This window comes from Billgrantia pellis, assembly GCF_008297955.1.
GTDB classification, from domain to species: Bacteria; Pseudomonadota; Gammaproteobacteria; order Pseudomonadales; family Halomonadaceae; genus Halomonas; species Halomonas pellis.
In genome coordinates this window covers 58727-72514 of sequence record NZ_VTPY01000004.1, presented here as the reverse complement: position 1 = coordinate 72514, position 13788 = coordinate 58727, and the positions used below count along the sequence as shown (strand labels likewise).

10 protein-coding genes and 5 tRNA genes are annotated in these 13788 nt (G+C 63.1%); 13 read left to right on the top strand and 2 right to left on the bottom strand.

All coding sequences use genetic code 11. The features are described from left to right. Nucleotides 1-114: 114 nt before the first annotated feature. The 9 genes from F0A17_RS10550 (at nucleotide 115) to F0A17_RS10510 (ending at nucleotide 8126) form a co-directional block, all read left to right on the top strand. Nucleotides 115-190 (top strand) — tRNA-Val (locus F0A17_RS10550). Nucleotides 191-245: 55 nt separating this feature from the next. Next, nucleotides 246-322, top strand: a tRNA-Asp gene (locus F0A17_RS10545). A 29-nt stretch (nucleotides 323-351) separates the two neighbouring features. Beyond that, nucleotides 352-428 (top strand) — tRNA-Asp (locus tag F0A17_RS10540). Nucleotides 429-475: 47 nt separating this feature from the next. Continuing rightward, nucleotides 476-552 (top strand) — tRNA-Val (locus F0A17_RS10535). A 3-nt stretch (nucleotides 553-555) separates the two neighbouring features. After that, nucleotides 556-632 (top strand) — tRNA-Asp (locus F0A17_RS10530). A gap of 278 nt (nucleotides 633-910) precedes the next feature. Next, nucleotides 911-2854 (top strand): FAD-dependent oxidoreductase, encoded by a 1944-nt coding sequence (locus tag F0A17_RS10525; protein ID WP_459076709.1) that lies wholly within the window; start codon nucleotides 911-913, stop codon nucleotides 2852-2854. Nucleotides 2855-3321: 467 nt separating this feature from the next. Beyond that, nucleotides 3322-5244 carry a PrkA family serine protein kinase gene (locus tag F0A17_RS10520; protein ID WP_149328315.1) on the top strand — a complete coding sequence of 641 codons (1923 nt, stop codon included), beginning with the start codon at nucleotides 3322-3324 and terminating at the stop codon, nucleotides 5242-5244. 24 nt (nucleotides 5245-5268) lie between these two features. Beyond that, nucleotides 5269-6552 (top strand): YeaH/YhbH family protein, encoded by a 1284-nt coding sequence (locus F0A17_RS10515; RefSeq protein ID WP_149328314.1) that lies wholly within the window; start codon nucleotides 5269-5271, stop codon nucleotides 6550-6552. Between the two features lie 17 nt (nucleotides 6553-6569). Then, a complete protein-coding gene (locus tag F0A17_RS10510) occupies nucleotides 6570-8126 on the top strand; it encodes a SpoVR family protein (RefSeq protein WP_149328313.1) in 1557 nt (518 codons plus the stop codon). A 65-nt stretch (nucleotides 8127-8191) separates the two neighbouring features. Here F0A17_RS10510 and F0A17_RS10505 read toward each other — a convergent pair whose 3' ends face one another. After that, entirely contained in the window at nucleotides 8192-8506 is a 315-nt protein-coding gene (locus F0A17_RS10505) for a high-potential iron-sulfur protein (RefSeq protein ID WP_149328312.1), read from the bottom strand. A 331-nt stretch (nucleotides 8507-8837) separates the two neighbouring features. Between F0A17_RS10505 and F0A17_RS10500 the strand changes: the two genes are divergently transcribed. After that, complete coding sequence (locus tag F0A17_RS10500) at nucleotides 8838-9260, top strand: CopD family protein (protein ID WP_149328311.1); 423 nt, start codon at nucleotides 8838-8840, stop codon at nucleotides 9258-9260. A gap of 47 nt (nucleotides 9261-9307) precedes the next feature. Here the strand turns inward: F0A17_RS10500 and F0A17_RS20690 are convergent, their stop codons facing one another. Continuing rightward, the gene (locus F0A17_RS20690; protein WP_223111529.1) at nucleotides 9308-9796 is read right to left on the bottom strand and encodes a DUF2231 domain-containing protein; all 489 of its coding nucleotides are present in this window, start codon (nucleotides 9794-9796) and stop codon (nucleotides 9308-9310) included. 138 nt (nucleotides 9797-9934) lie between these two features. Between F0A17_RS20690 and coxB the strand changes: the two genes are divergently transcribed. From coxB to F0A17_RS10485, 3 genes are read left to right on the top strand one after another with little or no spacing between them, the layout of a single operon-like run. Beyond that, a complete protein-coding gene (gene coxB, locus F0A17_RS20685) occupies nucleotides 9935-10894 on the top strand; it encodes a cytochrome c oxidase subunit II (protein WP_223111528.1) in 960 nt (319 codons plus the stop codon). Continuing rightward, on the top strand, nucleotides 10891-13422 hold the full coding sequence (gene ctaD, locus F0A17_RS10490; protein ID WP_149328309.1) for a cytochrome c oxidase subunit I: 2532 nt from the start codon (nucleotides 10891-10893) through the stop codon (nucleotides 13420-13422). The genes coxB and ctaD overlap by 4 nt, the downstream gene beginning before the upstream one ends. Then, entirely contained in the window at nucleotides 13419-13769 is a 351-nt protein-coding gene (locus F0A17_RS10485; RefSeq protein ID WP_149328308.1) for a hypothetical protein, read from the top strand. The genes ctaD and F0A17_RS10485 overlap by 4 nt, the downstream gene beginning before the upstream one ends. Nucleotides 13770-13788 lie beyond the last annotated feature (19 nt).

Here is a 13788-nt window from a genome sequence, read left to right as displayed (position 1 = left end):
TACAGACGAGCCGGGACCGGTTCGTGCCACGTGGCTGGCATCCGCCGACGACGATAAGCGGCGAAAGGCATTGACAACCAAGCCGATCACTGTAGAATTCAGCGCCACGTGACCGGGTGGTTAGCTCAGCTGGGAGAGCACCAGCCTTACAAGCTGGGGGTCACAGGTTCGAACCCTGTACCACCCACCATCGCTTTCGAGCACCAAGCGATAGCGACGGGAGTGATCACGTAGGAAACAGCAGCGGACCGGTAGTTCAGTTGGTTAGAATGCCGGCCTGTCACGCCGGAGGTCGCGGGTTCGAGTCCCGTCCGGTCCGCCATCGTTTCCAGCGCTAGCGTCATCTGTTGTGGACCGGTAGTTCAGTTGGTTAGAATGCCGGCCTGTCACGCCGGAGGTCGCGGGTTCGAGTCCCGTCCGGTCCGCCACGATGTCCTGGTATGGCAAGTCCTCATCGCAGCGATGCGATACCCGTGGGTGATTAGCTCAGTTGGTTAGAGCACCAGCCTCACATGCTGGGGGTCACTGGTTCGAGTCCGGTATCACCCACCACGCGGACCGGTAGTTCAGTCGGTTAGAATGCCGGCCTGTCACGCCGGAGGTCGCGGGTTCGAGTCCCGTCCGGTCCGCCATTGCGAATTCCGACCCCGAGCCCTGCGGCTCGGGGTTTCTCGTTTCGTCTATACTCTCTCCGTTCGCGTCAGCGCGAAGGCCCGACGCCTCGCGTCGTGGGTGGCTTGGTTCCGGTCCGTCCTGGGCGGACGTCTTTTTCTTTGCGCTCTCCGCCTGGCTATCATACAGTTGTTTGAATGCAACCGTGACCGAATCTCAGGAGGAGTTTGGCGTGCACTATCCTCATCTTTTCCGTCCGCTCGAGGTGGGCCACCTGACCCTGCCCAACCGCGTGCTGATGGGTTCCATGCATACCAACCTCGAAGAGGCGCCCCACGGCTTCGAGCGCCTGGCGACCTTCTATGCCGAGCGTGCTCGCCAAGGCGTCGGTTTGATCGTTACCGGTGGTATCGCGCCCAATCCGGAGGGGGCGGTCTTCCAGGGAGCGGCGACGCTGGAGCGCGCCGAGCAGGTTGCGGATCACCGCCGCGTGGTCGAGGCAGTGCACGCCGAGGGCGGCCGCCTCTGCATGCAGATCTTGCATGCTGGGCGCTACGCCTATACGCCCGAGCTGGTGGCGCCGTCGCCGATCCAGGCGCCAATCAACCCCTTCACGCCGCGCGAACTCAGCGATGAAGACATCGAGCGTCAGATCGTCGACTACGTGCGTTGCGCCTCGCTGGCGCGCGAGGCTGGCTATGATGGCGTCGAGGTGATGGGCTCCGAAGGCTACCTGATCAACCAGTTCCTGTGTTTGCGCACCAACCGGCGCGACGACCGCTGGGGCGGCGCCTTCGAAAATCGCATGCGCTTGGCGGTCGAGATCGTCCGACGTCTTCGTGAAGCGGTAGGCGATGAGTTCCTGATCGTGTTCCGCCTGTCGATGATCGATCTGGTGGAAGAGGGCAGCACCTGGGAAGAGGTCGTCACCCTGGGTCGGGCCATCGAGGCGGCCGGTGCCAGCATGATCAATACCGGCATCGGTTGGCACGAGGCGCGAATCCCTACCATCGTCACCAGCGTGCCACGGGCGGCCTTCACCGAAGTGACCCGGCGGATGAAGGCCGAACTCACGATTCCGCTGATTACCACCAACCGCATCAACATGCCCGACGTGGCCGAGCGAGTCCTGGCCGAAGGACATGCCGACATGGTGTCCATGGCGCGTCCTTTCCTCGCCGATCCGGCCTGGGTGGCCAAGTCCGCCGAAGGGCGCGCTGACGAAATCAACACCTGCATTGCCTGCAACCAGGCGTGCCTGGATCATACGTTCCAGGGCAAGTTGACCTCCTGTCTGGTCAATCCTCAGGCTTGCCACGAGACCGAGCTTGAGATCGTACCGACCGAGGCGTCGCGCGATGTCGCCGTGGTCGGTGGCGGACCGGCGGGGTTGGCGGCGGCGCTCACGGCCGCCCGTCGCGGCCACCGGGTGGTGCTCTACGAACGTACCAAGGAACTGGGCGGACAGTTCAATCTGGCACGTAAGATTCCCGGCAAGGAGGAGTTCGACGAGACCCTGCGCTACTTCCGGGTCATGCTCGACAAGCATGGTGTGGCGGTAAAGCTTGGCATCGAACCGGATGTGCAGACGTTGCGTGCCTTCGATGCCGTGATCCTCGCTTCCGGTGTGCGTCCGCGCCGCCTCGAATTGCCGGGCATCGATCATCCCAAGGTCATGAGCTACCCCATGGCGATACTTCATCCCGAACGGGTGGGGCGGCGGGTGGCGATCATCGGCGCCGGTGGCATCGGCTTCGACGTGGCCGAACTGCTCACTCACGCGGGGCATCCGGCACTGGATCGGGACGCATGGTGCGCTGAGTGGGGTGTCGACCTGAGCGTTGCCGAGCGTGGTGGCATTCGCCCACCCATGCGCCCCGACACGCCGCGCCAAGTCTTTCTGCTGCAGCGCAAGTCCTCCAAGCCGGGCAGGGGGCTGGGCAAGTCCACCGGCTGGGTGCACCGTTTGTCGCTTCGTCATCGCGGCGTCGTGGCATTGGCCGGCTGCGAGTATGTCGGCATCGACGATGAAGGGTTGCATATTCGTCACCACGAAGAGCCTCGACTGCTCGAGGTGGACAGTGTGGTGATCTGCGCCGGGCAGGATCCGGTGCGTGAACTGCTCGAGCCGCTCAAGGAGGCCGGCGTCGCGGTGCATCTGATCGGTGGCGCCGATGAAGCCGCCGAACTCGACGCCAAGCGTGCCATCGACCAGGGCACGAGAGTGGCGGCCGGGCTATGACCCGGCTGACCCCAGCGTTGAGAGCGCGTTTCGCGGGGCCAGCTACGCTGATGAAATCTCTTGCTGGTACACACAACCCTGGCGCGGGGGGCGTTCGCTAGGGGGCTGGCCACTGCGCCGGGCCCTGCCGTTGACGGATGTCGCCTAGGCTGCCTGCGCTTCTATAATGGTCGGCAGGCCACATGCCACGCGGCCTGATCCCAGGCGCACCGCCTGTCGTAGCCGCACTGGCGAGGGGCGGGCGGGCGCATCGACGCTGCATCATTGCAGCGTCGATCAATGGAACCGGTTTTATTAGCGAACCCTCGACGTTCCCTGCGTTCTCATGGTTAGTCATCCACTGCGTTGATATTTTGCCGCCCATTCGGCCCGGATGCTGTCTAGGCTGATGAGTAACCCGAGGTTGAGTGACCGAGGCGGCCATCTGATACCAGATGGTTCAATGGGTGGCCAAACAGGAGGCTTCGATGAGCATCTTCGATCATGTGCAGAACCGCTTCTCTCGTGTCCAGCAGGAAGAAATGACCCTGCAGGAGTACCTGGAGCTGTGTCGCGAGGATCCCATGGCCTACGCCAGCGCCGCCGAGCGTATGCTGAAGGCCATCGGCGAGCCCGAGGTAATCGACACCGCCAAGGATCCACGGCTCTCGAGGATCTTCTCCAACAAGGTGATTCGCCGCTACCCCGCCTTTTCCGAATTCTACGGCATGGAGGAAGCGATCGAGCAGATCGTGGCCTACTTCCGCCATGCGGCCCAGGGGCTCGAGGAACGCAAACAGATCCTCTACCTGCTGGGGCCGGTGGGGGGCGGAAAGTCCTCGCTGGCCGAGCGGCTCAAGCTGATGATGGAGCGCATCCCGTTCTATGCCATCAAGGGGTCGCCGGTCTACGAGTCGCCGCTGGGGCTGTTCTCGCCCGAGGAGGATGGCGAGCTGCTGGAAAAGGAGTACGGCATCCCGCGTCGCTACGTGAAGAGCATCATGTCGCCATGGGCCGCCAAGCGGCTCAAGGAGTACGGCGGCGACATCTCGCAATTTCGGGTGGTGCGCCTGTATCCCTCGCGGCTCAACCAGATCGCCATCTCCAAGACCGAACCGGGCGACGAGAACAACCAGGACATCTCCTCGCTGGTGGGTAAGGTCGATATTCGTCAGCTCGAACTCTACTCCCAGGACGATCCGGACGCTTACAGCTTCTCCGGCGGGCTGTGCAAGGCCAACCAGGGGCTGATGGAGTTCATCGAGATGTTCAAGGCGCCAATCAAGGTGCTGCATCCGCTGCTGACCGCCACCCAGGAGGGCAATTACAACCCCACCGAGGGCATGGGGGCGATCCCCTTCGACGGCATCGTGTTGGCGCACTCCAACGAGAGCGAGTGGCAGGCGTTTCGCAACAACCGTAACAACGAGGCCTTCCTCGACCGCGTCTACATCGTCAAGGTGCCTTATTGCCTGCGCGTCACCGAAGAGATCAACATCTACAAGAAGCTGCTCGAACATTCCTCGCTGGCCGAGGCCCCCTGCGCTCCCGATACCCTGCGCATGCTGGCGCAGTTCTCGGTGCTCTCGCGGCTCAAGGAGCCCGAAAACTCCAGCATCTATTCTAAGATGCGCGTTTACGACGGCGAGAATCTCAAGGACACCGACCCCAAGGCCAAGTCGATCCAAGAGTACCGCGATGCCGCAGGGGTCGACGAGGGGATGGAGGGGCTTTCCACCCGCTTCGCCTTCAAGATCCTGTCGAAGGTCTTCAACTTCGATAATCACGAAATCGCCGCCAACCCGGTGCATCTGCTCTACGTGCTGGAGCAACGCCTGGAGCAGGAGCACCTGCCCAAGGAAACGTTCGAGCGTTACCTGCGCTACATCAAGGAGTTTCTGGCGCCGCGCTATGTCGACTTCATCGGCAAGGAGATCCAGACCGCCTATCTCGAGTCCTATTCCGAGTACGGCCAGAACATCTTCGATCGCTACGTCACTTACGCCGATTTCTGGATTCAGGACCAGGAGTATCGAGATCCGGAGACCGGCGAACTGTTCGATCGCCAGTCGCTCAACGAGGAGCTGGAAAAGATCGAGAAGCCGGCGGGCATCTCCAATCCCAAGGATTTCCGCCACGAGGTGGTCAACTTCGTGCTGCGCGCGCGGGCCCAGAACAACGGCATGAACCCGAGCTGGCAATCCTACGAGAAGCTGCGCGGAGTGATCGAGCACAAGATGTTCGCCAACACCGAGGAACTCTTGCCGGTGATCTCGTTCAACGCCAAGGCGTCGGCAGCGGATCAGAAGAAGCATGAGGATTTCGTGGAGCGCATGAAGGATCGGGGTTACACCGAGAAGCAGGTGCGGCTGCTCTCCGAGTGGTACCTGCGGGTGCGTAAATCGCAGTAAGCCGGCGCGAGCCAGGAGGTCAGCATGACCTATTTCATCGATCGACGCGCCAATGCCAAGAACAAGAGCGCCGTTAACCGACAGCGCTTTCTCGATCGCTACCGAGCGCATATCAAGCGCTCGGTGGAGGAAGCGGTCAATCGGCGCTCGATTACCGACATGGAACGCGGCGAGAAGGTCTCGATACCCACGCGTGACATCTCCGAGCCGGTCTTCCAGCACGGCCCGGGGGGCAAGCGCACCATCGTCAGTCCCGGTAACAAGGAATTCGTCGAGGGCGACCGTCTGCGCCGTCCCGGTGGCGGCGGCGGTGGCGGCGGCTCCGGCGAGGGTAGCGCGTCCAACCAGGGGGAAGGCATGGATGAGTTCGCCTTTTCTCTGACCCGCGAGGAGTTCCTCGATTTCGTCTTCGATGGGCTGGAACTGCCGCACCTGGAGCGCAAGGCGCTCAAGGACCTCGACGAGGTGCGGCCGGTACGCGCCGGGGTTTCTCGCGACGGGGTTCCGTCGCGGATCAACATCGTGCGCTCCATGCGCGAGGCGTATGCCCGTCGCATCGCCATGCGTGCCCCCATCCGCCGCGCTCTGCGCGAGGCGCAGGAAGCGCTGGCCGAGGAAGAACGCAAGGACCCGGTGCTGCGTAACCCATCGCGCATCAGCGAACTCAAGGCGGAGATCGAACGGCTCGAGAGGCGCCTTGAGGCGGTGCCGTTCATCGACACGTACGACCTGCGCTACAACAACCTGATCAATCAGCCGCAGCCGTCTAGCAAGGCGGTGATGTTCTGCGTGATGGATGTCTCGGGCTCCATGACCCAGGCGCACAAGGACATTGCCAAGCGCTTCTTCCTGTTGCTGTATCTTTTCCTCGAGCGCAATTACGAGAAGGTTGAGCTGGTGTTCGTGCGCCACCATACCGCGGCCAAGGAGGTCGACGAGGAAGAGTTCTTCTATTCGAGGGAAACCGGCGGCACGATCGTCTCGAGCGCCTTGACGCTGGTCGACGAGATCATTGCCAGGCGTTATCCGCCATCGCAGTGGAACCTCTACGTGGCGCAGGCTTCAGATGGCGACAACTGGGACGACGATTCCGTTACCTGCCGTGAGCGGCTGGTGAAGTCGCTGATGCCGCGCCTGCAGTACTACACCTATGTAGAGATCACGCCACATGCGCATCAGGCGCTATGGGAGGAGTACGAATCGGTCGCCGCCGAATATCCCGACCGCTTCGCCATGCGCCAGATCGTCGAGGCGGGCGACATCTATCCGGTTTTCCGCGACCTGTTCAAGCGCCGCGCCGCGCATTGAGCGGATGAGGAGGCACCATGACCCGACGCAAGCCGATTGCCACCGGATCCGACTGGAACTTCGAGGTGCTCGAAGCCTATGAGCGGGAGCTGGCCCGCCTGGCCGACGAGTACCGGCTGGATACCTATCCCAACCAGATAGAGATCATCACCACCGAACAGATGATGGATGCCTACGCCAGCGTGGGCATGCCGGTGGGCTACCATCATTGGTCGTTCGGCAAGCAGTTCCTGGCGGTGGAGCAGGCCTATCGGCGCGGTCAGATGGGGCTGGCCTACGAACTGGTCATCAACTCGGACCCCTGCATCGCCTACCTGATGGAGGAAAATACCCTGATGATGCAGGTGCTGGTGATGGCACACGCCTGCTATGGGCACAATTCCTTCTTCAAGGGCAACTACCTGTTCCGTACCTGGACCGACGCCAGCTCGATCGTCGACTACCTGGTGTTCGCGCGCAAGTACGTGGCCGAATGCGAAGAGCGTCATGGCGTGACGGCTGTGGAACAGCTGCTCGACGCCTGCCATGCGCTGCAGAACTATGGCGTGGATCGCTATAAGCGACCCTCGCCGATCTCCGCCGAGGAGGAGGTGCGGCGCCAGGCCGAGCGAGCGGAGTACCTGCAGGCCCAGGTCAATACCTTGTGGCGCACCATTCCCGGACGCCAGCCGATCGATACCCTGCCCGGCAGCACGGAGGATAGCGACGACCCGCTGGGATTGCGCGCCGGGGGGCGCTATCCCCCCGAGCCCCAGGAGAACCTGCTCTATTTCATCGAAAAAAACGCACCGTTGCTGGCGCCCTGGCAGCGCGAGATCGTACGCATCGTGCGCAAGCTGGCGCAGTATTTCTATCCCCAGCGCCAGACGCAGGTGATGAACGAAGGGTGGGCCTCGTTCTGGCACTATACGCTGATGAACCGTCTCTACGACGAGGGGTTGGTCGATGAGGGCTTGATGCTCGAGTTTCTTCAATCGCATACCGCCGTGGTCAGCCAGCCCGGCTTCGACAGCCCCTACTACAGCGGGATCAATCCCTATGCGCTGGGGTTCGCCATGTTCAGCGATATCAAGCGCATGTGCGAGAATCCTACCGACGAGGATCGCGAATGGTTCCCGGATACGGCGGGGGGGGACTGGCTGGAAGCGGCGCACTTCGCGATGCGCAACTTCAAAGACGAGTCGTTCATTCAGCAGTTCCTCTCGCCCAAGGTGATTCGCGACCTGAAACTGTTCGCCATCGTCGATGACGATCAGGAGGAGATGCTCGAAGTCACCGCCATCCACGATGAGCGTGGCTATCGCCGGGTTCGCGAGGCGCTGGCGGCGCAGTACGCGCTATCGCTACGGGAGCCCAATATCCAGGTCTACGAGGCCAACATCCGGGGTAACCGCTCACTCACCCTCCATCACGTACAGGATACCCGCCGGCCGCTGGGGCGCAGTGTCTATCCGGTGATCCGGCATCTTCACCAGCTTTGGGGATTTCCCGTGCGGCTCGAGTCGATCGCCGAGGATGGCAGTGTCGTGCGGCGTTACCAATGGCCGCTTCCGGACGATGAGGTCCAGGAGTAAGGGCGATGGAGCGGCAGCGCCCGGCCGGTTGGGCAGACGCTGCCGATGGTGAACCGGACTTGGCGTCAGTCTTGCGTGATCCAGGATTGGCACCAGCCGTCGGGCTCGACGCTGTTCTGGGGAAAGAGTTGGCAACTCTGGTTGCGGCGTTCGAAGAACATGCAGTTCCTGCAAGCTTCCCCCTCTTCATAGGAGGGGTGGTCGCTGGCCTGCTCGGCGTCCTCGACATAATTCAGCGCTTGGGCTTGTTCGTCATTCGGGTCCAGGCGCGGCAGTTCCTGAGCGTAGCTCTGGCGTGAGAGAGTGCCGACACCCAGCGGCAGGGCGGCGATGCCCAGCAAGCTGTTGCGAAGGAAGGCTCGTCGGCTCTGTCTGCCCATTGAGAGATCTCCTGCTCTGGCACGGTTCAATGTGTATCGTCACTCGCCGTGTGGCATGGCGTGTAGGGGAAACTGGCATGCCGCCCAGTCACGCTGAGGTGTATGGGGCCGGTTGGACGTTAAGCAGAGGAAACACCTTTTCCTCCGCTGGGGCAATTGCCGAACGTATCGTAGCGTTGCTTTGGGTATCCGAAGATTGCGGGACGATTCGTTCGGTAAGCAAGGCGCTGTGCCGGGGCAATACGCCGGTTGGTGCCGGCAGCGGGTATGTCTGGCCCAGACTCTTTACATTGGGTAGGGTAGCTTCACACTGGACCGCAAGGATGCTGTCATGACGTGGATCAAGTTCCTGCATATCGCCACGCTGGTTTGCTGGTGCGGGGCGCTTCTCTACCTGCCGGCGCTGCTGCTCGCCAACGCCAGATCGCGCAGCGCTTCCTCGTTCGAAGTGCCCGCAACGGTCATCCTGCGTTTTCTTTTCACTCATATTGCCACGCCGTTCGCCCTGCTCGCGATCATAAGCGGAACCCTGCTGTTCATCGTCGGACAGATCGCCGGAGGCTGGCTGGTGCTGAAACTCGCCGCCGTCAGCGGCATGGTGCTGTGTCATGTGTTGTGCGGGGCGCTGATCGTCAGGCTGGAGCAGAAGCGGCTGCGTGGGCTGGCGCCGGCCAGCGCGCTGATCGCCATCGTGTCGGCAGCGCTGATGTTGGCGGTGCTGGTGCTGGTATTGAGCACGCCCTTCGAGGCATGACAGGGAGAGTCATGATGCGCAATCCAACCCACCGCGTCTGGTCCGGTTCATTCATCCTCGATCGCGGCTCGAATCTTGTCTTCGATATCGACACCGACGGCGTGGTCGTAGACCAGCATGCCGCCAAGGATGCCGGCCAGGGTAACCAATCCCGCGGTCAGCAGTGTGAGGCCAACCGCCCAGGGCAGCAGGTCGACGGGGTTCAAGTAACGCCACAACCAATTGAGCGAAGCCAGCGACAGCATCATGACGGCGAGGATGGCGTGGCACCAGCCGAGGATAAGGTTGCGTACCCGCCTGAGCGAGACCAGATCGATCAGTCCCAAGGTGCTGGCCACCCATCCACCCAGCGCGCCTATGCCGGCGAGCCACAGGCTGGAGCGGGCCCAGAAGGGATCGCCTGTATAGAGAAAGGCGGCGTCGCTGACCACGACCAGCAGCAGGCAGGCAACGGGGAAGTGGACCACGGTAGGGTGCAGTGGGTGGCCGGCAATGCCGGCGCGGCTCTTGATCGAGCGTTTCGGTTCGTCAGCCATGTTCGCGTCCTTTGCGATCGGATAGGTCGACTAACCTGCATTCAACGCCTTGGTGCGCGTGCGGTCAACCGCCCACGCCGGCCCGGGCGGCTTGCCGGGCTCCCGCTCGTATGGCTGCTTGCCGGCTGTGCTGGCGAGATGTCGATTCTCGACCCGACCGGGCCGGCCGCGCGAAGCCAGTTCTGGGTCTGGTGGGCCATGCTCATCGTCACCGTCGTCGTATCGCTCGGTGTGTATGCGCTATGGCTCTACACGTTTCGTCGTCGCCACCAACCCCAGCGCACGCCACGCGAGGAGCAACGCGTCATGCTGCGCTGGGTGCTGGGTGGCGGCGTCCTGCTGCCGGTGCTCAGTATCGTTGCGCTGCTGATATTCGCCGCGCCCACCGGCCGCGGCATGCTGCCATTGCCACTGGCGACTACCGACCCCGAACGCATCGAGGTGATCGGCCACCAGTGGTGGTGGGAAGTGCGCTACCCGGGGGAAGAGGGTGAGCCGGATGTGGTCACCGCCAACCGGCTGGTGATGCCGGCGGGTGAACCGGTCGATTTCCGCGTCACCAGCGAGGACGTCATTCACGCCTTCTGGATTCCTCGCCTGGGAGGCAAGCGCGACATGGTGCCGGGGCGCTTTAGCACCATTCGCCTCGAGGCCGATGCGCCAGGTGTCTTCGGCGGCCAGTGTGCCGAATTCTGCGGCGCCCAGCACACCGGCATGCAACTGCATGTCGAGGCGCTGGAGCGCGACGACTACGATGCCTGGCTGGACGAGCGGCGCGCACCGCGCGAATCGATCGAGAAGGGCGATGCGGCCCGCGCCTTCGGCGAGCACTGTGCGGCCTGTCACCGTGTTGCCGGCTTCCCCGACGAGCTTGTCGTCGATGACACTGAGCACGACATCAAGGGACCCGACCTCAGCGACATCGGCTCGCGCCCGACGCTGGGAGCCGGCGTGTTGCCCATGGAGGAGGGCGCCATCGCCTATTGGCTGCAGTTCCACCAGATGCTCAAGCCCGGCAACCGGATGCCGCCCCACAACCACATCGAGACCGAGACGCTGCAGGATATCGGCGCCTGGCTGGAGACGTTGGCACCATGAGCGATACCAAGGACGCTTCCCTGACGCCCGACACCCGCCAACTGCATGAGGGCTTGGCCAGGGTCTGGGCCAATCCGCGCGGCCTCGGCGCCCTGACGGTGGTCAACCACACGACCCTGGGGCTGCGCTTCATGGCCACCGGTGCGGTGTTCTTTCTGATCGGTGGCCTGCTGGCGATGCTGATCCGCACGCAGCTTGCCTTTCCCGACAACAATTTCATGTCGAACGAGACCTACAATCAGGTCTTCACCATGCACGGCACGGTGATGATGTTCCTGTTCGCCATTCCCATCCTCGAGGGGCTGGCGATCTACATGATTCCCAAGATGATCGGTGCGCGCGACCTGGTCTGCCCAAGACTGACCGCCTTCGGCTATTTCTGCTATCTCTTCGGCGGCATCATCCTCACCGCGAGCCTGTTCCTGGACATGGCGCCCAGCAGCGGCTGGTTCATGTACACACCGCTGAGCAGCGGCGAGTACTCGCCCGGCAGCGGTTCGGATTTCTGGCTATTGGGGATCACCTTCGTCGAGATATCGGCGCTTTCCGCCGGGGTGGAACTGGTGGTGTCGATTCTGCGTACCCGCACCGAGGGCATGGCGCTGCACAAGATGCCGCTATTCGCCTGGTACATCCTGGCCATGGCCTTGATGATCGTGGTGGGCTTCCCGCCGCTGATTCTGGGCAGCATCCTGCTCGAGCTCGAGCGCGCCACCGGCATGCCGTTCTTCGACCCCGCCGGTGGCGGCGACCCGGTGCTGTGGGCTCATCTGTTCTGGCTGTTCGGTCACCCCGAGGTCTACATCATTTTTCTGCCGGGGGCGGGGATCGTCGCGACGCTGATTCCGGTCTTCGCTCGCCGCCCCATCGTCGGCTACGGTTGGGTGGTGGCGGCGATCGTCATCATGGGTTTCGTCAGCTTCGGCCTCTGGGTGCACCACATGTTTACCCTGGGCATCCCGCAACTGGCGACGGCCTTCTTCTCGGCGGCGAGCATGCTGGTGGCGATTCCCACCGGCATCCAGTTATTCGTCTGGCTCTCCACGCTATGGCTGGGACGCCCGATCATGTCACTCCCCATGCTGTGGATCCTAGGCTTTCTGGTCATCTTCGTGCTGGGCGGGCTGACCGGAGTGATGCTGGCGCTGGTACCGTTCAATTGGCAGGTGCACGACACCCATTTCGTGGTGGCTCACATGCACTATGTGCTGGTGGGCGGCATGCTGTTCCCGCTGCTGGCGGGGCTCTACTACTGGTTGCCCCAAGTCTCGGGGCGCATGCCTTCCGAGCGGTTGGGCAAATGGAGCTTCTGGCTGATCTTCCTCGGTTTCAACCTCACCTTCCTGATCATGCATTGGACGGGACTGCTGGGTATGCGCAGGCGGGTGTTCACTTACGATACCGCCATGGGCTGGGATATCTACAACCTGATTTCCTCGATCGGCGGCTTCATGATGGCAGGTGGTGTGGCGCTGCTGATCATCGACGTGGCGCTGCACTTCCGCTTCGGCAAACCGGCACCGCAGAACCCCTGGAATGCCGACGGCCTGGAGTGGGCCATGCCCAAGCCACCCACCCCCTACAACTTCGTCAGCCTGCCCCGGCTCGAAACGCGAAATCCCTTGTGGGACGTTCCCGAGCTGCCGCGCACCCTGCTCGAAGGCCGGCATGGGCTGGCCACCATCGACCATGGGCGCCGCGAGACCTGGGGCAGCGACCCTCTGACCGGCAAGCTGCGCGAGGTGGTCCACTTGCCAACCAATTCCTGGTGGCCGCTGCTCGCCGCCCTGAGCCTGGCGGTGGTGTGCATCAGCCTGCTGGTGCGGCTCTACCCGCTGGCCGCGGTCGCGACGCTGATTGCCGTGGGGTTCCTGCTGCGCTGGTCGTGGGAGAACGGGGCGCATCCGAAGGCGGCGCCGGACGCCACGGTGGCCCCCGGTCAGCCGCCGCTGCATTCGCGCACCATGAATGGCCCGGGGGTATGGACCATGTCGGTCTCCCATCTGGCCAACGGCTCCCTCTATCTCTCCCTGCTGTTCGGCTGGTTCTATTTATGGACCGTGGCTCCCGAGTGGCGGATGCCGGAGACCTCGCCGCTCTCCATGCCGCTGCTGGTCGCGGCCGGGTTGGCGCTGACGCTGGGCGTACTGCTATTGGCCAAGCTGGTGCGCCGGCTGCGCCGTCGCCATGACGCCGGCTTGAGGGCGGGCATGAACGTCGCCGCGGCACTTGGCGCACTGCAGTCGACGCTGCTGATAGGCGTGGTCTGGCTGGCGGAGCTCGCTCCCACCGAGAGTGCACACGATGCCACGCTACTGGTAGCACTGCTCTATGTGCTGATCCATGCGCTGCTGGGCGCCCTGCTATGCCTGCTGCAGGGGCTGCGGGTAGGGTATGGCTTCGTCAGCGCCGAGGTGCCCCTGGAGCCGGTGGTGGTCCTGCGCCTGTGGTATTACAACCTGGTGGTTTATTGGAGCCTGTTCGTCGCCATCTGGGTCATACCGACGGTACTGGGAGGGGCGCCATGAGGCACTTGCTGAGCTTGACCCACCCGATTCATCTGGTCGGTGGCCACACGATCTGGGGGATCTGGTTCATTGCCATCTACGGCGGGCTATCGGTGGCCTGCTCGGTGGCACCGCCCGCCCCCGGGCGCGATACCCTGACCGGCATCAACGTCGCCGTCGGCGTGTCGACACTGGCGACCGCTGCGCTGCTGGTATGGCTGACCTGGGCCTGCGTGAGGGCGTCGAGACGGGCGGGTGTACGGCGAGAGCGCTTCTTCGGCCTCGTGTCGGCGGGCAATTACCTGTTCGCGGTGGGCGCGACGCTGTTCGTTGGTTATCCAGCGGTCTTTCTGCCGCCCTGCCTGTGAACGAGCCTTGCTTCGGGTC

Coding starts and splice junctions, on each gene's coding strand:
- F0A17_RS10525 (WP_459076709.1), top strand. CDS start 911: ATGGGTTCCATGCATACCAACCTCGAAGAGGCGCCCCACGGCTTCGAG.
- F0A17_RS10520 (WP_149328315.1), top strand. CDS start 3,322: ATGAGCATCTTCGATCATGTGCAGAACCGCTTCTCTCGTGTCCAGCAG.
- F0A17_RS10515 (WP_149328314.1), top strand. CDS start 5,269: ATGACCTATTTCATCGATCGACGCGCCAATGCCAAGAACAAGAGCGCC.
- F0A17_RS10510 (WP_149328313.1), top strand. CDS start 6,570: ATGACCCGACGCAAGCCGATTGCCACCGGATCCGACTGGAACTTCGAG.
- F0A17_RS10505 (WP_149328312.1), bottom strand. CDS start 8,506: ATGGGCAGACAGAGCCGACGAGCCTTCCTTCGCAACAGCTTGCTGGGC.
- F0A17_RS10500 (WP_149328311.1), top strand. CDS start 8,838: ATGACGTGGATCAAGTTCCTGCATATCGCCACGCTGGTTTGCTGGTGC.
- F0A17_RS20690 (WP_223111529.1), bottom strand. CDS start 9,796: ATGGCTGACGAACCGAAACGCTCGATCAAGAGCCGCGCCGGCATTGCC.
- coxB (WP_223111528.1), top strand. CDS start 9,935: ATGTCGATTCTCGACCCGACCGGGCCGGCCGCGCGAAGCCAGTTCTGG.
- ctaD (WP_149328309.1), top strand. CDS start 10,891: ATGAGCGATACCAAGGACGCTTCCCTGACGCCCGACACCCGCCAACTG.
- F0A17_RS10485 (WP_149328308.1), top strand. CDS start 13,419: ATGAGGCACTTGCTGAGCTTGACCCACCCGATTCATCTGGTCGGTGGC.